The sequence below is a fragment of the Cardiobacteriaceae bacterium TAE3-ERU3 genome (assembly GCA_019218315.1).
Taxonomy (GTDB): domain Bacteria; phylum Pseudomonadota; class Gammaproteobacteria; order Cardiobacteriales; family Cardiobacteriaceae; genus JAHUUI01.
Genome location: JAHUUI010000001.1, coordinates 1 through 20,948, shown reverse-complemented (window position 1 = coordinate 20,948; position 20,948 = coordinate 1). Strand labels below are relative to the sequence as shown.

The 20,948-nt window shown below is 49.1% G+C and carries 16 protein-coding genes; 15 read left to right on the top strand and 1 reads right to left on the bottom strand.

Translation table 11 applies throughout. The features are described from left to right. Positions 1–52 precede the first annotated feature (52 nt). From secD to KRX19_00010, 15 genes are all read left to right on the top strand, one after another. Entirely contained in the window at positions 53–1,912 is a 1,860-nt protein-coding gene (gene secD / locus KRX19_00080; GenBank protein MBV7433416.1) for a protein translocase subunit SecD, read from the top strand. 7 nt (positions 1,913–1,919) lie between these two features. Beyond that, the gene (gene secF / locus KRX19_00075; protein ID MBV7433415.1) at positions 1,920–2,840 is read left to right on the top strand and encodes a protein translocase subunit SecF; all 921 of its coding nucleotides are present in this window, start codon (positions 1,920–1,922) and stop codon (positions 2,838–2,840) included. A 107-nt stretch (positions 2,841–2,947) separates the two neighbouring features. Beyond that, positions 2,948–3,868, top strand: coding sequence for a DMT family transporter (locus tag KRX19_00070; GenBank protein ID MBV7433414.1), 921 nt, complete (start codon positions 2,948–2,950; stop codon positions 3,866–3,868). A gap of 90 nt (positions 3,869–3,958) precedes the next feature. Then, positions 3,959–4,693, top strand: coding sequence for a YebC/PmpR family DNA-binding transcriptional regulator (locus tag KRX19_00065; GenBank protein ID MBV7433413.1), 735 nt, complete (start codon positions 3,959–3,961; stop codon positions 4,691–4,693). 3 nt (positions 4,694–4,696) lie between these two features. Continuing rightward, on the top strand, positions 4,697–5,224 hold the full coding sequence (gene ruvC / locus KRX19_00060; protein MBV7433412.1) for a crossover junction endodeoxyribonuclease RuvC: 528 nt from the start codon (positions 4,697–4,699) through the stop codon (positions 5,222–5,224). 1 nt (position 5,225) lies between these two features. Next, positions 5,226–5,864, top strand: a complete 639-nt coding sequence (gene ruvA / locus KRX19_00055) for a Holliday junction branch migration protein RuvA (GenBank protein MBV7433411.1) — start codon at positions 5,226–5,228, stop codon at positions 5,862–5,864. Further along, on the top strand, positions 5,861–6,880 hold the full coding sequence (gene ruvB / locus KRX19_00050; protein ID MBV7433410.1) for a Holliday junction branch migration DNA helicase RuvB: 1,020 nt from the start codon (positions 5,861–5,863) through the stop codon (positions 6,878–6,880). The genes ruvA and ruvB overlap by 4 nt, the downstream gene beginning before the upstream one ends. An 87-nt stretch (positions 6,881–6,967) precedes the next feature. After that, positions 6,968–7,663: a protein TolQ gene (gene tolQ / locus KRX19_00045; protein MBV7433409.1), complete on the top strand. Its 696-nt coding sequence runs from the start codon at positions 6,968–6,970 to the stop codon at positions 7,661–7,663. After that, complete coding sequence (locus tag KRX19_00040) at positions 7,660–8,109, top strand: biopolymer transporter ExbD (GenBank protein ID MBV7433408.1); 450 nt, start codon at positions 7,660–7,662, stop codon at positions 8,107–8,109. Before tolQ ends, KRX19_00040 begins: the two co-directional genes overlap by 4 nt. After that, positions 8,106–9,287: a cell envelope integrity protein TolA gene (gene tolA, locus KRX19_00035; GenBank protein ID MBV7433407.1), complete on the top strand. Its 1,182-nt coding sequence runs from the start codon at positions 8,106–8,108 to the stop codon at positions 9,285–9,287. Before KRX19_00040 ends, tolA begins: the two co-directional genes overlap by 4 nt. An 86-nt stretch (positions 9,288–9,373) precedes the next feature. Then, the gene (gene tolB, locus KRX19_00030) at positions 9,374–10,648 is read left to right on the top strand and encodes a Tol-Pal system beta propeller repeat protein TolB (GenBank protein MBV7433406.1); all 1,275 of its coding nucleotides are present in this window, start codon (positions 9,374–9,376) and stop codon (positions 10,646–10,648) included. Between the two features lie 27 nt (positions 10,649–10,675). Continuing rightward, positions 10,676–11,233 (top strand): peptidoglycan-associated lipoprotein Pal, encoded by a 558-nt coding sequence (gene pal / locus KRX19_00025; protein MBV7433405.1) that lies wholly within the window; start codon positions 10,676–10,678, stop codon positions 11,231–11,233. 25 nt (positions 11,234–11,258) lie between these two features. Further along, positions 11,259–11,855, top strand: a complete 597-nt coding sequence (locus KRX19_00020; GenBank protein ID MBV7433404.1) for a hypothetical protein — start codon at positions 11,259–11,261, stop codon at positions 11,853–11,855. Positions 11,856–12,424: 569 nt separating this feature from the next. After that, on the top strand, positions 12,425–17,218 hold the full coding sequence (locus tag KRX19_00015) for an NAD-glutamate dehydrogenase (GenBank protein ID MBV7433403.1): 4,794 nt from the start codon (positions 12,425–12,427) through the stop codon (positions 17,216–17,218). 60 nt (positions 17,219–17,278) lie between these two features. Further along, on the top strand, positions 17,279–17,575 hold the full coding sequence (locus KRX19_00010; protein MBV7433402.1) for a hypothetical protein: 297 nt from the start codon (positions 17,279–17,281) through the stop codon (positions 17,573–17,575). A gap of 55 nt (positions 17,576–17,630) precedes the next feature. Here the strand turns inward: KRX19_00010 and KRX19_00005 are convergent, their stop codons facing one another. Next, on the bottom strand, positions 17,631–20,699 hold the full coding sequence (locus tag KRX19_00005) for a mechanosensitive ion channel (protein MBV7433401.1): 3,069 nt from the start codon (positions 20,697–20,699) through the stop codon (positions 17,631–17,633). Between the last annotated feature and the right edge of the window lie 249 nt (positions 20,700–20,948).

Genomic DNA, 20,948 nt, shown 5'->3' with positions numbered 1-20,948 from the left:
CAGAGTATTCTGATTGCCTCTTTTTTGTTGATACTATTGTCAGGATTTCCCCATGCCTAAACCCTTTGCACGCTGGAAGTACGCACTGATTGCGGTTGTACTCGTGGCGGGGCTCTTTTTTGCCTTGCCGAATTGGTTCGGCAAAAGCCCGGCTGTTCAGATGCAGTTTGAAACGACTGAGGAAGCTGCTTCTTCTGTGACGGCCATTACCCAAACACTCGAGCAAGAGAATCTTTCGCCATTACGCTGGGAGCAAAATGGCCAAACGCTTTCTTTCCTATTCCCCGATACGGACAAGCAAATTGCTGCACGTGATCGCTTAAGCGAAGCTTATCCAGATACCGTGGTGGCGATTAACTTGCTTTCAGATGCACCGCAGTGGATGCAAGATGCGGGCTTAACGCCAATGAACCTTGGCTTGGACTTGCGCGGTGGGGTGTCTTTTCTGTTACAGGTTGATTCTCAGCAATTATTTGAGCAGAAAAGTGCCGAATTGATTGATCTTGCTACTTCAACGTTGGGTGATGAAGGCATCAATATCGACCGCCATGAGGTGGCACCACAAGGTGGCGCTGTGTTGTATTTCGCAGATGATGCGACACGCAGCCGAGCACTCAATGCGCTATTTGCTGTTTTGCCTGCTGATGTCGAACGTATTGATACAGAAGCTGATGGTTTGTATGGCATTGACTTGCGCTACACGGATGAAGGTATTGCTGCAGCCAAGCGTAAAGCGGCAGAGCAAAACCGCATGCAGATGGCTGGCCGAGTTGATAGCCTTGGCGTTGCCGAGCCGTCAATTCAGGTGGTTGGTGATGACCGCATTCTGATTCAATTACCCGGTATTCAGGACGTTGCTCGTGCCAAAGAAATTCTCGGCTCTACAGCCACACTGGAATTCTATCTGGTTGATGAAAAAGGTGACCTTGCTAAAGCAGTACACACGGGGCGTGCACCATTCGGTACCAAGCTTGCCTATTTTGAAGATGGTCAACCAATTTTGCTCAAGCGCCGTGTGATCATGAGTGGTGAGCATATCGTTGATGCCAGTGCTGGTTACGGGCAGGACGGTCGTCCACAAGTTAACGTTGTTCTAGATTCCGCTGGTGGCGCAATCATGTCGCGCATTACCCGTGAGAACCTGAAGAAGCCAATGGCAACCATGTATGTCGAATACTTGCCGGTGACCAAGGCGACTGCTGATGGTGGCACGGAAACTACGGTTGAAAAGAAAGAATTTGTCGTTAACTCGGCAACGATTCAAGGGCAATTCTCTAAGAACTTCCAGATTACTGGCGTTGAGCCTGTATCACGTGCCAATAAACTGGCTGCAACACTGCGTGCTGGTTCATTGACAACGCCCGTGTATATCGTTGAAGAACGCACCATTGGCCCGAGTGCTGGTAAGCAAAATATCGAGCAGGGTATGCAGGCTTCAATGCTCGGGTTAATGTTGGTTGCGTTATTCATGCTGATTTATTACCGAAAAATGGGCGTATTTGCTGATATAGCGCTGGCTGCGAATATTATTTTATTGGTGGCGCTGATGTCTGCACTTGGTGCAACCCTAACTTTGCCTGGTATCGCCGGTATTATTCTAACTTTGGGTATGGCTGTTGATGCTAACGTGCTGATATATGAGCGTATTAGAGAAGAGTTGCGTGAAGGGATGAGTGTAAAAGAAGCGGTGCGTTGCGGCTTTGATAACGCATTCTCTACCATTGTTGATGCGAACGTGACCACGTTGATTGTCGCTATTTTGCTGTTTAGCTTTGGCGCAGGCCCGATTAAGGGATTTGCGGTGACGCTGTCAGTTGGGGTCATTACCTCGATGTTCTCAGCGATTTACGTCACTCGAGCATTGGTTGAATTTTTCATGCTGCGCAAAGAACAGCCTAAATTAAAGATGTGAGGCCGAGATGAAATTTAATCTGCCATTTATTCCGTTTATGAAGTATGGCCGCAAAGGCCTGCTATTCTCGGCGATCCTGACGACTGCATGTATCATCTTGATTTTGGTGCGTGGTTTTAATTTTGGTCTTGAGTTTACTGGTGGTGCCACCATTGAGCTGCAATATCCAAACACGGCCAATATTCCAGAAATTCGCCGTATGGTTGATGAGATCCACCCTGATGCAACTGTGGTGCAGTACGGTTCATCTCGTGATGTACAGATCCGTTTTGCCGAGAAAGAAGGCATCAGCAGTGACGACACGATGGGTGAGATCGTCTCTACCTTGCGTGCACAAGAGCCAGAAATCAAACTACTTGGGCAAGCAAAAATTGGTGGTCAGTATAAAGCTGAGCTGATTGAGAAAGGCATCACGGCGTTCATTTTTGCCAGTATCGGTATGATCGTTTACTTGAGCTTGCGCTTTGAATGGAAGTTTGCTGTTGGTGCCGTGGTCGCACAGATTCACGATGTTATCGTTACAGCCGGCTTGTTTGCACTGACGCAGTGGACATTTGACCTCACGGTACTCGCCGCGCTGCTTGCAGTGCTTGGTTATTCGGTTAACGATACGGTGGTCGTCTATGACCGTATTCGTGAAAACTTTCTCAAGCTTGGTAATGAGACGCCGCGTCATATCATCGATATCTCGGTGAACCAGACTTTGGCGCGTACCATCGTCACTGGCTTGACCACATTGCTTGCGGTATTGGCACTGCTGATCTTTGGCGGCGAAACACTGTTTGGTTTTGCAGCTGCACTGATCTTTGGTGTCGTTTTCGGGACGTATTCGTCTATTTTCGTGGCAAGTTCATTGGTTGATACCCTTGGGGTACGCCATGAAGATTTGTTACCGAAGCAGAAGGAAGTTGTTGATGAACTGCCGTAACGTATCATAGAAATATGAAGCCACTTCGGTTGCTTCAGACTCAATTCGGCTCAAGATTGTGGCAATATGGCGCAGCTTGAGCCGCTTTATTTTTTATAGGCAACATCATGAAAGTGCTTAATTACAATCGTGGACACGCAGCTTTATTGCTGACAGCAATGCTGTTTGGTCTGGCATTTATTTTTCAACGCCACGCCGCGCAAGCAACGACAGCGCTGTGGTTCAATGCGTGGCGCTTTAGTATTGCGACTCTGTTTTTAGGCGCGTGCTGGTTTGTTTTACAGCAGCTTCGTCCGCGAGCAAGCCATGGCCGTTTCCCACTGTTCGGAATCGTCGGTGGCTTGCTGATGTTTGGTGGCATGATGGCGCAGCAGTGGGGATTGGCTCATACAACCGCGGGTAAGTCGGGTTTTTTGACCGGATTGTATGTGGTGTTGGTGCCGGTCGTTGGCTTGTTGTTTGGTATGCGTGCCGGTAAAGCAACGGTTGCTGCGGTGATACTCGCCGCGATTGGTCTGTACTGCTTTGCTGGTATTCGCAGTGACAGTGCAGCGCTGAATTGGAACATCGGCGACAGCGTGACGCTGATTGGCACTGTGTGCTGGACGCTACAAGTACTGTGGACGGGGCTGGCGGTGCGCCATTGCGACATTCTTGCTTTTTCAGTGATGCAGATTGGTACGGTAGCAGTATTGAGCATCATCGGGGTATTGTCACAAAGCGGTATCAGCGGTGTATTGGATTTTGAATTACTGCACTTTACTGCGTGGGATTTGGCGTTTACCGGTATTGGTTCGTCAGCATTGGCATTTTTTATGCAGTCAGTTGGGCAGTGTCGTGTGCCTGCTGCGCATGCTGCGATTATTTTGTCGCTCGAAGCGGTATTTGCCTTGCTGTTTGGCTGGTTGTTCCTCAGTGAGCTGGTTACACCGCTGATGCTGCTTGGCAGTGGCTTTATGCTCAGCGCAATGTTGGTCGCTCAGTATGACGAAGTAGCGGATAATCCATCGTTTGATGCGGACAAATAACCGCTTTTCAGGTTAAAATGCGCGATTTGCCGTTTCAGGCAGTGCTTCGCGCGCAACGCGTAGCAGTTATAACAACAATGGAGAGACTTTATGGCAGGACACAGTAAGTGGGCCAACATTAAACACAAAAAAGCCAAAGAAGATGCCAAGCGCGGCAAGGTCTTTACCCGTTTAATCCGGGAACTGACCGTGGCAGCGCGTGCAGGCGGTTCTGATGTAGACAGCAACCCACGTCTGCGCCTCGCGATCACCAAAGCACAGGCTGAAAACATGCCTAAGGACACCATGGAGCGTGCGATCAAGCGCGGTGCTGGTGAACTTGATGGGCAACAGATGGATGAAATTCGCTATGAAGGCTACGGCCCGGGCGGCGTTGCGGTAATGGTCGACTGCTTGACCGACAACAAGAACCGCACCGTGAGTGAAGTACGCCATGCCTTTTCAAAAGCAGGTGGCAACCTCGGCACGTCCGGTTCGGTAGCCTTCCAGTTCAGCGAGCGCGGTGTGTTGTTTTACGAAACCGTTAGTGATGAAGATGCACTGATGGAAGCGGCACTCGAAGGCGGCGCAGAAGACGTTGAATTTGAAGATGGTACGGCTGAAGTACTGACCACACCAGAAGATTACGCCGCAGTGTATGAAACGATGGAAAAAGCTGGCTTTGTCCCTGATGACAGCGAAGTCACCATGCGTGCAGAAAATCTGTCGCCAGTATCAGCCGACGACGCTGAGAAAGTGATGCGCTTGATTGATCGCCTTGAAGAATTGGATGACACTCAAAACGTTTACACCAACGCTGACTTCCCTGAAGATTTTAACGGCTAAATCATGACAGCAACCACGCGCCGTATTCTCGGCATCGACCCCGGCTCACGCGTTACCGGCTACGGTATTGTCGATGTCTGTGGTTCGACGGTGAGCTATGTCGATAGTGGTTGCGTGCGTTTGGCATCTGAAGAGATGCCATTGCGCTTGATGATGATTCATCAGGCCATTGAAGAATTGGTACGCCAATACCGCCCGCAGGAATTTGCGATAGAAGCGATTTTTGTGCATAAAAATCCGAATTCGGCATTAAAGCTGGGGCAGGCGCGCGGTGTGGCGATTTGTGCTGCGGTGCTCGCGCAGTTGCCAGTTAGCGAATATGCAGCGAAAAGCATCAAGCAGGCTGTGGTTGGTAAAGGCGGCGCGGACAAAACGCAGGTGCAGCATATGGTGAAAATCCTGCTCGGGCGTAGTGGAAAAATTCAGAGTGATGCCGCAGACGCATTGGCGGTGGCCGTGACCCATGCGCATCACTTGCAAACTGCGCGCAGACAACAGCGCGGTGGCTTGAATACGGCCTGGGAGGCTTGAGATGATTGGTTATTTACGCGGAACAGTGGTCGTCAAGCAGGCGAATATGGTGATTGTGGAGACGGGTGGTGTCGGTTATGAATTGAGCGTACCCGTATCTGTCATTGAGCAACTCGGAGAAGGGCGGGAAGCAGCGCTATTCGTCCATCATGCTGTACGCGAAGATGGGCATTATCTCTATGGCTTCAACTCATTGGCGCAGCGCCAGCTTTTTCGTGAAGTAATCCGTGTCAGTGGTATTGGGCCAAAAATCGGCTTGTTGATCCTGTCTGGATTCAGCGTCGAGGCCTTTGTGCGCGTGGTGCGTGAGCAAAATAGTGCAGCGTTGGTCAAGCTGCCCGGTGTTGGCAAGAAGACCGCCGAACGCCTGTTGATTGAGCTCAATGACCGTGTCGGGAAACAATTTGCGGCTGTTTCAGTCAGTGATATTGGCAGTACTGACGCAGATATGGCGCATACGCCTTATGGTGGTGCGGCATTGGAAACTGAAGAAGCGCTGGTTGCTTTGGGCTATAAATCCAATATCGCTGCGACTATGGTTGAAACAGCTTTGCGTGATTTTACCGATGGTGAAGCACCGAGTACGGATCAATTACTGCGTGCTGTATTGAAAAAGCAATTGCCACGGGGTAGTCAATGATCGAATCTGACCGCCTGCTACAAGGCGATATTCTTGGTAATGACGAGCAGGCCATTGAGCGTGCAGTGCGTCCCAAGCGTCTTGCAGATTACATTGGGCAGGATACGCTAAAATCACAGCTTGGTATCTTTATCGAAGCAACTCTGGCGCGGCGTGAAGCACTCGATCATGTGTTGCTCTTTGGTCCACCAGGGCTGGGCAAAACCACATTAGCGGGGATCATTGCCGGTGAGTTGGGCGTAAGCTTGCGTCAGACATCTGGCCCTATTCTTGATAAAGCGGGCGACCTTGCCGCTATTCTGACCAACCTTGAGCCACACGATGTGCTGTTTATCGATGAAATTCACCGTCTTTCTCCTGCGGTAGAAGAAGTACTCTATCCAGCGATGGAAGATTTCCAAATTGACATCATGATCGGTGAAGGTCCTGCGGCACGCTCAGTCAAGCTTGATTTGCCACCATTTACGCTGGTTGGTGCAACCACGCGCAGTGGCTTGCTTACTGCACCGTTGCGCGATCGCTTTGGTATTACCCAGAACCTCAAGTTTTACAGTGATGAAGAACTGACCAGTATCGTTATGCGTGCTGCAAAATTGCTTGGTGTGCCGATTGAACCTGCTGGTGCAGCGGAAATTGGCAAGCGCTCACGCGGTACGCCACGTATTGCTAACCGATTACTGCGTCGGGTGCGGGATTATGCCGAGGTGCGCGCCAATAGTGTGGTCAGTAAACAAAGTGCGGATGAAGCCTTGCAACTGTTGGCCATTGATGCGCTGGGCTTTGACGAGCTTGACCGCCGTTTGCTCGAGCGCATTATTCATCACTTTGCCGGCGGACCGGTGGGCCTTGATACGCTGGCGGCAAGCGTCGGCGAAGAACGCGGTACGCTGGAAGATGTGGTTGAGCCATACCTGATTCAAAATGGCTTTCTGCAGCGCACGCCGCGCGGGCGCATGGCAACTGCACGTGCTTATCAACACCTTGGTTTGACGCCACCTGAGCGCGATAGCGATTGAGGTGAAAAAAATGCCATGTACGCTGGCTCGTTTTTTGCCATGCGTATCGTATAATACTCCCTTTATCCGTAGATCAGGGAGTTCACTTTGCACAGCGGATTATCGATTCCTCATTTGATTGGTCAGGCCAGCCTGTTTGTGCAGGTGCTGATGGCAGTGCTGTTTGGCATGTTCTTACTGACGCTGTTCATTACCGGGAAAAAATGGGTTCAGTTTGATCGCTTGCAACGCAAGGTCAGGCGCTTTACTCAGGCATTCTGGCACAGTAAAGATTTGCAAAAGCTCTATGAGCATTATCTTGAGCGTGATGCGGAATGCATTGAGCGTATGTTTACGGAAGGATTCCGTGAGTTCAAACATTTTAAATCAAGCCATCTGAATCAGCCTGATGTGATTGTGGGTAATTGTCGCCGCGCGATGGAAGCTGCTTATTCTCGCGAATGTACGCGACAAGAAAAATCACTCAATATGCTCGCCACGTTTGGCTCATCTGCGCCTTATATTGGTTTGTTAGGCACGGTCTACGGGATCATGAATTCATTTATTGCTCTTGGCGGGAGTAATCAGCAGGCAAGCATTGCCAGCGTTGCACCGGGTATTGCAGAGGCCTTGATCGCGACAGCAATTGGTTTGTTGGCAGCAATTCCATCAGTGTTGGCATATAACTTTTTTATTGGTAAATCCGAGCGCTTGGCCGTTGAATACGAGGCTTTTATTGAAGAATTTGCCAATGTATTGCAGCGCCAAATCCTTACCGCCCGCGAAAAACTCTCTAAGCCATGATGAAGTTGCGTCGTAGCCGGCGTGGTCGGCGAGTAAAAGCAGAGATGAACGTTGTGCCGTATATCGACGTCATGCTGGTGCTTTTAGTTATTTTTATGATTGCGGCACCGCTAATTAATCAGACGGTCGAAGTGCAGTTACCGGTTGCGCCAGGAGAAGCATTTGAAATGCCGGACGGGCTGCCTGAAGGCCAACAGCCATTAGTGCTGACGATTGATGAAAACGGCAATTACTTTATTAATGATGGTAGTGATGAAGGGCGCAGTGAGACTGAAGTTGTATTGCGTGCAGCAACTTTGCGCCAACAGTACCCACAACTGCCAGTCATTGTGCGCGGTGATCGACGTGTGACGTATGATGCTTTACTTGATTTGGTGCTCGAATTGCGCAAAAACGGCATCGAAGCTGTGGGTATAGCGACTTCTCCTGATGCAGGCGAGCAATGAGTAAACGCAAAGCGTTTCGCCATTTTTGGGAAAACATTATCGGTGGTGCGTTTGCACTGCTGGGGTTATTGCTGCTGGCGTTGATTTTCCTGCTTGGCCGCTTTGTCGATATGTCCATGATCGGACTACCGGCATCGGCTGCACAGCCAACACCTGAGAGTAGCGCAGTGACAGAAGATCCTGAGTCACTTCCCGAGCCGGATTTGTCTGCTAATCCGGTGATGCCTGTTGAGGCTGAATACACGGAAACGGACCAGAAATTGCCAACATCCGGTGTGTATGCGATTGACGGAGCATCACTTGATCTCACAATGAATAATATTGATTTTGAGATGAAGGAAAAGCAGCGCCTTGAAGAAGAGCGTTTGCGCCGAATTGCAGAAGAAAAACGGCGTGAGGAACTGCGTCGCCAAGAAGAGGCTCGCCGGAAGGCTGAAGCCAAAAGGCAAGCAGAAGAAGCGGCCAGAAAGGCGGCTGAGGCGAAGCGTATTGAGGCTGAAAAACGCAAAGCCGAAGAACAACGCAAGATAGAACAGGCCAAACAGGAAGCAGAGCGCAAGAAGGCTGAGGAGCAGCGCCGCGCTGAAGAAGCTAAGCAAAAAGCTGCTGCGGAAGCAGAGCGCAAAAAAGAGGCTGAGCGCAAGAAGGCCGAAGAGGCGAAGCGCAAAGCAGAAGCCGAAGCGGCTGCGAAAAAGAAAGCTGAGGAAGAAGCAGCGAAGAAGAAAGCTGAGGTGGAAGCCAAAGCCAAAGCCAAGGCTGAAGCAGAGGCAAAGGCCAAAGCAGAAGCTGAGCGTAAAGCCAAAGAAGCGCGTGAAGCGGAGGCCAAGCTTGCCAGCCTTAACGTCGGCACACCTTCTTTGGATGGCTTGCAGTCAGCTGTTCCCGGTTATGGTCAGGGCGATGTTGATGCTTATTCGGCAACGCTACTTTCCGTTGTCAAACGTTATTACAGTGTTCCGGCAAATATTCCGAGCAATCTTAGTGCTAAATTTGTGATTAAGATTAATGCTCAAGGTAAGGTAACGGATGTGAAGTTATCGAAGTCCAGCGGTTATCCATTGTTTGACAGTAGTGCGCGTAATGCAATTATGTCTGCATCACCTTTGCCACTGCCATCAAATTCGGCGCTGCGTGATGCAGCCATCAAAGATGGCATCTTGTTCAACTTTACGCTGTGATTTTGTACGTAATTTATAAATGAATTTATTGGTTTATTTTTTTGCCTTGATTATCATAGGCACAAGACAATCATAAGAGGTAGATGATGGTGAAAACAGTAATGCGGGGTTTAATCATGAGCGCAGCATGCCTCATGATGTCAGCGCTACAGGCGCAAGTGGTGGTTGATGTCAGTGGTGCTCAGCGCGCAGCTCAACCAATTGTTGTTTTGCCTTTTCAGGGTGACAATAGTGGTAAGTTGGACTTCTTGATTTCGAGCGACCTGCAGAAAAGTGGCTTACTGCAGCCTCTTGATCCAAAGCGGATTGGTATGCGCCCAGCAGCGCCAAATGAAGTTGATTATCCAGCATTTGCCCAGACTGGGGCAGACTATCTTGTGCTTGGCCGCTTGCAGGGTGGTAATTCAGCACAAGTAGTGCTGAGTGACGTTAAAGCAGCCAGTGTGCTGAGTAATGACCGCATTACGGCGAGCAGTGAGCGCCAGCTGGCACACGAAATTGCAGATCGTATTATTGAAAAATTGACTGGTCAGCGTGGTGCTTTTGCTACACCAATCGCATACGTCCTTGAGCAGGAAAAAGATGGTGCACGCCGTTACTCGCTGATGATTTCGGATGTAGATGGTGCGAACCGCCGCGAAGTTTTTGCCAGTAATCAGCCAATTCTGTCGCCGTCATGGTCGCCAGATGGTCGTAACTTGGCGTATATGACTTATGCCAATAATCGCTCGCAGATTGTGGTGCAGGATATTGCCAGTGGTTCACGTCGCGTGATTGCAGAGAGTGATGACATCAGCTCTGCACCATCATTTTCTCCTGATGGCCGTAGTCTGGCTTTTGTGCAGTCGAGCAACAACAACCCGGACATCTACATTATTGATTTGGCCAGTGGCGGAAAAACTCGCCTGACCAATCATGCAGGTATTGATACTGAACCATTCTTCTCTCCGGATGGTCGCTACGTGTACTTCACTTCTGACCGTGCTGGCAGCCCGCAGATTTATCGCGTTGCACGACAAGGGGGTAGTGCGGAGCGTGCTGTGGTTGGTAACGGCTTTTCAGCCAATGGTGACTTGTCGCCGGACGGTAAATCGCTGGTCTTGACTCGCAGCAGCGGTGGCGGTTATCAAATTGGCTTATACGATCTTGCAAGTGGCCGCTTTGACGTGCTGACTTCAGGTAGGTTGGATGAGGGGGCGAGTTTTGCGCCTAATGGACAGATGATTCTTTACGCAACGCGTGAAAATGGCCGTTCTGTATTAAAAGTGATCAATACGCAAGGGGGCGAGGCGATGACGCTGAGCGATCCTGCAGGGAGACTTCGCGATCCGGCATGGGGTCCGGATTTGCGCGGCAATTAAGATTTTGAACGATTTTTGAGGAAAAGTATGGATAAGAAAACTGTGCTGATAATGGTTGGCTTGGCTGCAGTCATGAGTGCTTGTAGCAAGCCATATGAAGTGGATCCTAATGCTGCGGCCGGACAAGCTGGTGCTTATGGCAGTGATGCCTATGGCACTGGAAGCTATGGCAGTTATGGCGGCCAAAGCAGTGGCTATGGTAATTTTTATGATGATCCAGCGTATGGCGTCAACGTCATCGGTGGCCCTCAGGCAAGTGAAAAAGATCGCGTGATTTATTTCTCATATGACAGTAGCCGCATCGACCAGCGTTCTGAGAATGTGATCCGTGAGCACGCCAAGTATTTGCGCGAACATCCGCAAACTATGGTTGTTCTTGAGGGGCACACTGATGAGCGTGGTACCCGTGAATACAATATCGGCCTTGGTGAGCGCCGTGCGTACTCTGTCAAGGATGTTTTCCAGCAGGCTGGTGTTGGTGTGGATCAGATCCGTGTACTGAGCTATGGCGAAGAACGCCCGGCAGTATGGGGCTCGGATGAAGACAGTTATGCGCGTAACCGTCGTGCAGTAATTATTTATTAATTACGGAATTTATTAAGGAGATATGATGTTTTTGCGTATATCAGGACTTTCTCTTGCGCTATTGTTGTCGGGGTGTGGTGCAAATAATGCACAAATGGCTCAATTGCAGTCCAACAGCGATATGTTGCGGGCGTTAAGTAATCGTGTTGCACAGCTTGAAGCTCAGCAGCAGGCACTTGGCGAGCAGGTTGCCAGTAGTGGGATTCGCGTCCCAACCGGCATCACAGCAATTCCTTCGCAGCGTCGTAGCGGCGTTTATGATGATCAGCCAATTCGAGAAGCTGCTGGTCAGGTTGATGGCTTTGACCAGGCACTTTCTGTGTATCGCGCCGGTGACTTGGCTAATGCAGCCACGCTATTTGAGCAATACATCAATCAAGGTGGCAGTGGAGATAGCAGCCGCTTGAATCTTGCACGTTACTGGCTAGGCGATGCTTATTACAACCAGCGCCAATTTGATTTGGCTAACCGTTATTTGGGGCAATACTTACGTGAAGCACCAAATGGTGAAAAATCTGCAGCGGCACTTGAAAAGCTGATTTCATCATTGCGCGCGGCTGGTCGTGATCAAGATGCCAATCTGCTCACTCAGTATGGGGTTCAGGCAATTACTGGTAACTGAGATACAGATGCGGCGTTCTGGCTTCAAAAATTGTCGGGATATGAAAAAACCGTTCTGATGACGCGATCCTTGAAAGTTAATATAGTGTGATTGGACTGGTTTGGATACAAAATCGGCCTGCTTTTGCAGGCCGATTTTGTTAGCAGGGTATCTTAATGCTGCTTTCTATGACGGTATATATATCTAGTACCCCAAAAAGACCGTTGATATTTGTAGCGTTAATCAACTTTTATTTTGGTTATTTTATTTAAAACAACAGGATATTTTTAGTATCGTCTCTTCATTGCGCTGTTGTGCGTATGGTGGCGTTGCTTTGGAAGGCTTTAATTTACTGTGAGGAAAGGCCGCAAGGATACATAAATATAATGTCAGTGCTAGAATATATCCACGGATGATAGGGCTATCAAATCGGTTGCGGTGACGCACTATTTTATACTGCTGTCATCTATTAAAAGATAGCCGGAATCCTTTTGTAGATGTAGCAGTTTCAGCTACGGCGTTTGTTTATTGCGGTAGGTTGCGCAGCACTTTAGGCAACCAAAAATAGATCAAGATTTATGGGAGAAATTATGTCCGAGTCATTTGAAAAACGGTTTGCGGCGATTGTTGCGCAAGCTGGGAAATATGTGCCTAAAAAAGATTTGGGACTTTTGGAAAACTTTGCTCATCCATATCTTGATCAATTGCCTGACGATCAAGCAGATAGCATGAATGATGTTGATCTTGCTGGTGTACTGCTGACCCATTTTGCCTTGGTCAAGGCGTACGATGGCAGCGCACCTCAAATTCGCGTCTTTAATCCTTCAGTCGAAGAAGAGCATTTCCATACGCCACACACTGTCATCCAAATGGTTGTGCGCGATCGTCCGTTTTTGGTTGATACGCTGATGATGTGCTTGGAAGCTCGTGGATTGGCCATGCATCGCTTGTTACATACCATCGTCCATGTAGAGCGTGATGAGCATGGCGAGCTGATGAGTATCGATTCTGTACAGAGTAGTGATGCAAAGTACTTGTCAGTAATGTATTGCGAGGTTGATCGCCAGATAGATGAAAAAGAGCTGAGTGCGATCAAGCGTGAGCTTCTTGAGAAAATTAACCTTCTCGATGTTGTGGTTCGTGATTGGCAGCCTATGCATGATCGGCTTGAAGCCATCAAAAAGGAGCTCGAACACTCTAATTTGCCTAATGAGTCTTTTGATAAAGGTGAAGTACTTGCTTTTATTGACTGGATCCTCAACGGTAATTTCACATTCCTAGGCTTCCGTGAGTACCGTGTTGAGCACAATCAGGATGATCTGGAATTGTATATCGCCGGTGGTAGTGGGCTTGGCATGCTTGAGGATGATGGTGAAGACAAGCGCTCAAAGAGTTTTAGTGAGCTGCCTTCAGAACTCAAGCGTATGTTGCTTGAGCCTCAGGTATTGTTGTTGTCCAAATCAAGCCATATTTCACCAGTTCACCGTGCTGCATATATGGATTTCCTTGGCATTCAGCGTTTTGATGATCAGGGTAACGTTATTGGCGAGTACCGCTTTATCGGATTGCTGACCGCATCTGCTTACCAGCTGACAGTCAATCAAATTCCGCTTTTGCGTGAAAAAGCCGATCAAGTATTGGAGCGTGCAGGTTTGCCTAAAAATGGCCATGCTTATAAAAAAATGCTTCATGTCCTCAATACGTTGCCGCGTGATGATTTATTCCAGGCTAATATTGATGAGCTTTATCCAATGGCAATGGGTATTTTGCATTTACACGATAAAAAGCGCTTGCGCCTGTTTACCCGTATTGACCATTATCAGCGCTTCGTTTCGTGCTTGATTTACGTGCCAAGGGCAAAATTCAATACGCAATTGCGCCTGAAATTCCAAGAAATTTTACTGGATGCCTTTGGTGGTATTTCGTCAGAGTTTTCGACTCAGTTTAACGAAGTGCATCACGCACGCCTCCATGTGCATGTACGCACTACGCCAGGTGCGATCAAGCAGTTTGATAATCAGGCACTTGAAGAGCGCTTGATTGAAGCAATGCACGACTGGAATGACGATTACCAGCAAGATATGATCGAAGCGATGGGTGAGGCTGAAGGAAATCGCTTGCTGCGCCGCTTTGCTGATGCATTGCCAGCGGCTTATCGTGATACTTATTCGACGCGCACCGCAGTTAAAGACACATGCAGGCTTGACCAGCTCAATGAAGCAGAGCCGTTGTCTTTGTACCTCTATCAGTCAGCTGGGGAAAGCAGCGATCAGTTGCACCTCAAAATGTATGGTTATGGCAAGCAAGCTTCGCTGTCTAATGTGTTGCCGATTCTTGAAGATTTCGGCGTTGCTGTGTCAGCCGCATTCCCTTATGAATTCAATCTTGAAGATGGGCATAAACTGTGGATGCAGGAATACGATCTGTATCTGCGCAATGCCAAAGCTGTGGATATGGCTATGGTGCGTAGCCAAGTTGAAGAAAGCTTACACCGAGTCTGGAATGGTGAAGTTGAGAGCGATCGCTTTAATGAATTGGTTTTGACTACTGAGCTTAATGTTGATGATGTCGTTATTTTACGTGCTTTGTCGCGCTATATGCTGCAGGCGCGCGCACCATTTTCAAGCGAGTACATTCAGCAAACGCTAAATCAAAACCGGGATATTACAGTTGCGCTGGTCAAGCTGTTCCACTTGCGCATGGATCCTGAGCAAAGCGCAGGGCGCGAGGAAGCCGTGAAGTCAGTTTGTAAGGATATTGAAAACCAGCTTGCACAGGTCAAGAGTCTCGATGAAGACCGTATTCTGCGTTGGTTCCTGAATCTGATCAATGCGCTATTGCGCACCAATTTCTATCAGCGCGAAGAAGATGGTAGCCGCAAAGATCGCTTGTCATTCAAATTTGCCGCATCAACGATTGAAGAACTTCCTAAGCCACGACCAATGTTCGAGATTTTCGTCTATTCACCGAAAGTCGAAGCGGTGCATTTGCGTGGTGGTAAGGTTGCCCGTGGTGGCCTGCGTTGGTCTGACAGGATGGAAGATTTCCGTACGGAAATTCTTGGTTTGGTCAAAGCGCAGATGGTTAAAAACGCGGTAATCGTACCGGTCGGTTCAAAGGGTGGCTTTATCGTCAAAACTCCGACTGACAGCCGCGAAGCATTTATGGAAGAAGGTAAAGCCTGCTATAAAACCTTCATTCGCGGCATGCTCGATATTACGGATAACCTCGTAGAAGGTGAGATTGTTGCACCAGAAAATACCGTACGCCACGATGAGGATGATCCTTATCTGGTTGTCGCTGCTGATAAAGGCACGGCAGCATTTTCTGATATCGCCAATGGCGTCGCAGCAGAATACGGTTTTTGGCTCGATGATGCGTTTGCATCTGGTGGCTCGGTAGGCTACGACCACAAAGCCATGGGTATTACTGCGCGCGGTGCGTGGGAATCGGTCAAGCGCCATTTCCGCATGATGGGCAAAGATATCCAGGAACAGGATGAATTTACCGTGGTTGGTATCGGCGATATGAGCGGCGATGTTTTTGGTAACGGTATGTTGCTGTCGCGTAAAATCCGCTTGCAAGCCGCATTTAACCACCTGCATATCTTCATTGATCCTAATCCGGATTGTGAAGCCTCTTATGCCGAGCGTGAGCGCCTGTTCGCATTGCCGCGCTCAAACTGGGCTGACTATGATGAGAGCCTGATTAGTGCTGGCGGTGGCGTGTTCTCACGTCAGGATAAATCCGTGGCGATTACGCCGGAGATGAAAGAAGCATTTGCCATTGAAGAAGACAAACTGACCCCAAATCAGCTGATCAATCGCTTACTCAAAGCACCGGTTGATCTGATTTGGAATGGCGGTATTGGTACTTACGTTAAGCACAGCGAGGAAGCAAACAGCGAAGTTGGTGACCGTGCCAATGACGGGCTGCGTGTCAATGGTTGCGATATTCGTGCGAAGGTAATTGGTGAGGGTGGTAACCTCGGCATGACCCAACGTGGGCGCATTGAATACGCGCTTAACGGTGGTCGTGTCTATACCGATGCTATTGATAACTCTGGTGGTGTGAACTGTTCGGACCATGAGGTCAATATCAAAATTCTGCTCAATAAAATCGTTGAACAGGGTGATATGACCCAAAAGCAGCGCAATGAATTGCTGGCGAGTATGACTGATGAAGTGGCGGCATTAGTACTGCGCCAAAACTACATGCAACCGCAGACCATTGAAGTGAGTGCGTACCGACCGCAGAAACTGGCCGATTACATGCGTATTATTCGCCAGCTTGAGCAGGAAGGGCGCCTTGACCGTGCAATTGAGTACTTGCCTGATGATAGCGACGCAGAAATGCGCCTGAAAAATCATCAGGGCCTGACCAATCCAGAGTTGGCTGTGCTGCTCGCCTACGCAAAAATGTGGGTATACGATCATTTACTTGCGTCTGAGCTGCCAGATAATCCTTATTTCATCAATGAACTACCGCGCTATTTCCCAGAAACGCTGCGCGAGCGCTTTAAAGATGTGATGCCGGATCACCGCTTGCATCGTGAGATTATCTCGACTTACCTGACCAATAGTCTGGTTAATCGCATGGGCATCAGTTTTGTCTTCCGTGCAGTGGAAGAAACAGGTGAAGGTGCTGCGGTCATTGCCAGCTGCTATGCTTTGGCACGCGAAGTATTCCATGCTCGTCGCTACTGGGCGATGATCGAGGCAATGGACAATCAAGTTGATGCGGAGCTTCAGATCGAGGCTGAGATCAGTGTGCGTCAGGTATTGGAACGTGCCATTTTCTGGTTCTTACGCAACCTAAATACACCAATAGACGTTCAAGCGATGACAGAGCGCTTTAAAGGCTGTGTTGAGCAATTGATTCGCGATGATGGCCCTCTTGCAGCACATTTTGCTGAGCGGATTGCAGACAAGCAAGAGCAGCTCGAGCAGGCCGGCTTTTCTGAGCAAAATGCTAAAGCACTGGCCTCGTTGCCGTTATTTGTCTCTGCGCTTGATGTGGTATTGATTGCGGAGCAAAGTGGTCAATCACTTGAGCACGTCGCAGAAGTGTATTTCAGTGTACAGCGACGCCTCAACGGTGAATGGCTACTTGCGCAAATCAATCAATTGCCGGCGAGCAATTATTGGGAGCGCCGCGCACGTGGTGCATTGCTGAACAGCTTCTATGCGACTTTGCGTACCATTGCACAAAATCTGCTTGAGAAGGAGAGCGATCATCCGGTCGAGGATTGGGCTGAAACGCGCAGTAGTTTACTCAAGCGCGTGGATAGTGCCGTCACGGAACTGGATCATCGTGATGACACTGATCTTGCCACACTTTCTGTAGTACTCGGTGAAATTGCGGCGCTGGCGACAGATCATTAAGTGATCACCGGCAATAGCTTACCTGTTGCCGGTATTCTTGTGCTCAAGGAGGAGCAAACCATGATGAAGCAGTTTGATATAAATCCGGGTGTACGCACCCAGCTGCACAGCTATCTCAATAAGCATAGCTTGACCTTAAAAGAGGCTATGGATATTGAAGTGCACAATAACGAAGTGGCGAAGATGATTCATGCCGGCTTGCCGATGATGGTCAAAAAGCTTTATTCCGAAGAAAAGATGCAGAACCTTTTCTGGAATAAACGTGATGTGATCTTCGACTTTATTTCAGGCCGCTTGCAAGTATCGGAAGCGAAAAAAGTGGTCAAGAAAAAGCGTAAAGAAAAGCAGAAAAAATAGTTCTGCTTGTCAGCAACAAGATATGGCACATTGGTTATTCCAATGTGCCATTTTTTTAGCCCGGATGACCACCGTCATGGCCGCGAAAATCGGGCAAGCTGCGTACACTATGCGCGAGTTGATCCGGGTGGTCTGGGAAGAAGAGATCTTGCTTGGGATAAGCAATCTCGAAGCCGTTTTTATGGCAGGCATCCCACATGCGGCGGATGACTTGATGGCGCGTGCCAAAAAAGTCGTGGTCGAGCAGGTGGAAGTAATATTGAATACGGTAGGTTATGCCGCGTTCGCTACAGTTGTAGGCAAAAGCGCGATTAATGATATCCGGTGGTATTTCCGACAATTCTCCTGCGGCAACCATGGCGGTGAGCTCAGCGGTGAGTGCCGCTTCAACTTGATCCGGATCATGGCGGTAGTTGACGTCAAAGTAGAGAATGACGCGTACGATTTGGTCAGTATGTGACCAGTTCTTAAAGGCAGAGGTGACGAAGTCCGAGTTTGGCAGTATGACGCTTTCGTTGTTAAATGTGGTCATGGTCAAAGAGCGCATACCAATCCGCTCCACTGTACCGTCGTAGCCGCCAACAGAAATAATGTCCCCATTGCGCAGCGGGCGCTCAATGAGCAAAATAATGCCGCTGATGAAGTTATTGGCGATGGTTTGCAAGCCGAAACCAATCCCGACACCGAGCGCCCCAGCAAAGACGGTGAAGGCGGTTAAGTCGATGCCAATGACGCGTAAGGCGATCAAAAGCCCTAGGGTGACGACGGCATATTGCCCGAATACAGCAAGGCTGTTCCGAATACCGAGATCAGCAATTTTGCCGAAAACCAGACGGTAGGCGAAGGATTTGATCCAAATGCCGATGCGGAAGGAGAAGTAAATAAAGACGCCCATGATGATGAAGTTCATCAGGGTAAACTGGGTGTTTTTGCTGCTTGAGAGCAATGGATCGTTGAGCAGGGTAAGCAGATCGCTGATCAGTGGGGTATTGCTGTTCCAGCCGTAAATATACAGCAGTAGCTCAATGAGCAGAATTAGGCTGGTGTAGCGCAGCAGCGTGTGTAGCGGATTGATGACGTCTTGCGCCCAAAAAACGCCGTTATTGGTATTGAGCAGGGCATAGCGTTTTGCCCACAGTGACGCATCTTTGAAGGCGGCAAGCAAGCCGATCCAAATTACTGATATGAGCAAGAAATAAAGCAGAAATTCGGCGTTGATCCAGGCGAAGTTGAGGTAGCCAAACAGGCTGGCGATACCAAAAAATGTTGTGCCGATTGGAATGATGAAGATGACCACGCGTAGAATCCGGTAGGCGTAGTAGTCTGCATAATATTCATTGAGGAAGCGCACCATCTTAATCACAGATCGCCACATCGGAATGCTGATGGCAGCGATATAAGCACCAAATACCCAGCGGAAAGCGTCGATGGTGTTGCTGTCGTTTAAAATCCACTGTGCGAGCATGACTTGAACGAATAGCAAACTGCCAATGCCCGATAGAATACCGACGATGTTGATAATGCGCAGGTTATCTGTGGTTTCGAGCAGGCGTGAGTCAATCAGAATGCGCATTGCAAAGTAGGGAATCGAGACCATCAGCAAGGCGATTGATGGCAGTAAAAGCAAGCCGTAGCTTGGTGAAGGCAGTGAGGTGATGGAAACCAGCAGCAAGCTGAGGCAGAAAAAGCCAATATAAGGGAGGTTGTATTTGAGCATGCCGAATAGGAACAGCAATAGGCGCTTGGTGAAACCGAGGCGGCTGTCTTGGCGATAGCGGCGCACAATGCGGTTCATCCATATGGTAAGCAGGATCGTCGCTGCAAGGACAATCAGCATGGTGATGATCAGCATGGCCCAATGCAAGCTTTCCATGTCCTGCAATGCATTACTCAGTGTTGATAGTGAAACGACGTACTGACCGGCAAATAGACCATACGCTTCGCCAATGTTCGCGGCAATGTCGAGGACTCCGTCAATATTGCCGCCGAATGCAAAGCGCTGCTTGAGGTAATTGGCAGACAGCTCGGTATATTGGCTATCAACTTTATTGGCAAGCAAATCGAGGTTGGATACAGTGAGCTCGATTTCTTCTTTTAGATCACGGTATTGATTTTCCATTGCGGTATAGCGGTTGGATATCTTTTCCGGGATGGCTTCCTGACGGTTGGTGAGCATGCCGTATTGCTCGGTGATGACACTGTAGTTTTGTTCAATTTGTGCGTCGGCGCTGGAGAGGCGTGCTCTGGTGTCGATGATTTCTTGCTGTACACGCTCAATACGCTCTAGTGACACGGTACTGTAATCGACGAATTGCATTTCCTGCAGGCGACTGTCGATACCGTCAATTTCGCGTAGCAGACGGTTAAACAGGATTTGTTTGTTAATGATGGCAATCGCGATGTTGGTTTCGAGGCGCGCCTTGGTGTTCATGTTGCCGGACTCAAGCCGTGCCGTGAGCCGGTTGCGTTCGGCTGTCAGCGCTGCTTGTTGTTCGGTATTGTTAAGTTTGGCTGGGCGTTGGCCATCTTCGGTGCTGTTTTGTTCGAGGTAGTGTTCGTTGTAGGCGCGATAGCGTTGGCCCAGGGCTTCTTTCCATGCGGCATTGAGCTCAATGGCTTGATTGATTTGGGTGAGCTGGGTGACGAGCAGTGCGGCGTAGGTTTCGTTGCGCTGGATATCACGGCGGGTATTGGCGATATCGTTCTCAGTACTGCCTTCACCGGATGCCAGTGGGTTGGATTGCTTTTGCAGTAGCGTATCGAGTTCTTCACGTGATTGACGGTTGGCTTCAATGTCCTTAGTGATTTCTTGCAGGCGCAGGCGTAGATTGTCGCCATGAACCTGTGCTTCTTCAAGTTGGCTGCGCTGTTGGCTGAGTGCTTGCTGGGAAACGACTTGCCCTATATCAATACCCGCTTTGATTTCCTCATGCAGGGCGGCGAGTTGTTCTCGCTCCTTTTTTAGCGTTTCTTCGCGTTGCTTGATGCTGCTGCGCAAAGTATCGATTTGCGCTGAGGTATCTACGATGGGAGCCGCGTATTGCGCTTGCTGCGCATGGCCTGATAGTGTCAGGCAAAGCGAGGTAAACAGCAGTGCTGCGAGAAGCAGCAGGGTTTTGCGCATGAGTCATTCCTAGAGGTCGGGTGAACCCGCTATTTTAGCGAAAATACCTTGCTTTGATAAAGCATTATCGCGATTGGGTGGGTGGTTTTCTCAAGGGCAAAACGGGCGATAAGCTCCTATTGCCTATTGCCTATTGCCTATTGCCTATTGCCTATTGCCTATTGCCTATTGCCTATTGCCTATTGCCTATTGCCTATTGCCTATTGCCTATTGCCTATTGCCTATTGCCTATTGCCTATTGCCTATTGC

Excerpts from the sequence above, each read along its gene's own strand:
- secD (MBV7433416.1), top strand. The coding sequence starts at position 53 with ATGCCTAAACCCTTTGCACGCTGGAAGTACGCACTGATTGCGGTTGTA.
- secF (MBV7433415.1), top strand. The coding sequence starts at position 1,920 with ATGAAATTTAATCTGCCATTTATTCCGTTTATGAAGTATGGCCGCAAA.
- KRX19_00070 (MBV7433414.1), top strand. The coding sequence starts at position 2,948 with ATGAAAGTGCTTAATTACAATCGTGGACACGCAGCTTTATTGCTGACA.
- KRX19_00065 (MBV7433413.1), top strand. The coding sequence starts at position 3,959 with ATGGCAGGACACAGTAAGTGGGCCAACATTAAACACAAAAAAGCCAAA.
- ruvC (MBV7433412.1), top strand. The coding sequence starts at position 4,697 with ATGACAGCAACCACGCGCCGTATTCTCGGCATCGACCCCGGCTCACGC.
- ruvA (MBV7433411.1), top strand. The coding sequence starts at position 5,226 with ATGATTGGTTATTTACGCGGAACAGTGGTCGTCAAGCAGGCGAATATG.
- ruvB (MBV7433410.1), top strand. The coding sequence starts at position 5,861 with ATGATCGAATCTGACCGCCTGCTACAAGGCGATATTCTTGGTAATGAC.
- KRX19_00040 (MBV7433408.1), top strand. The coding sequence starts at position 7,660 with ATGATGAAGTTGCGTCGTAGCCGGCGTGGTCGGCGAGTAAAAGCAGAG.
- tolA (MBV7433407.1), top strand. The coding sequence starts at position 8,106 with ATGAGTAAACGCAAAGCGTTTCGCCATTTTTGGGAAAACATTATCGGT.
- tolB (MBV7433406.1), top strand. The coding sequence starts at position 9,374 with ATGGTGAAAACAGTAATGCGGGGTTTAATCATGAGCGCAGCATGCCTC.
- pal (MBV7433405.1), top strand. The coding sequence starts at position 10,676 with ATGGATAAGAAAACTGTGCTGATAATGGTTGGCTTGGCTGCAGTCATG.
- KRX19_00020 (MBV7433404.1), top strand. The coding sequence starts at position 11,259 with ATGTTTTTGCGTATATCAGGACTTTCTCTTGCGCTATTGTTGTCGGGG.
- KRX19_00015 (MBV7433403.1), top strand. The coding sequence starts at position 12,425 with ATGTCCGAGTCATTTGAAAAACGGTTTGCGGCGATTGTTGCGCAAGCT.
- KRX19_00010 (MBV7433402.1), top strand. The coding sequence starts at position 17,279 with ATGATGAAGCAGTTTGATATAAATCCGGGTGTACGCACCCAGCTGCAC.
- KRX19_00005 (MBV7433401.1), bottom strand. The coding sequence starts at position 20,699 with ATGCGCAAAACCCTGCTGCTTCTCGCAGCACTGCTGTTTACCTCGCTT.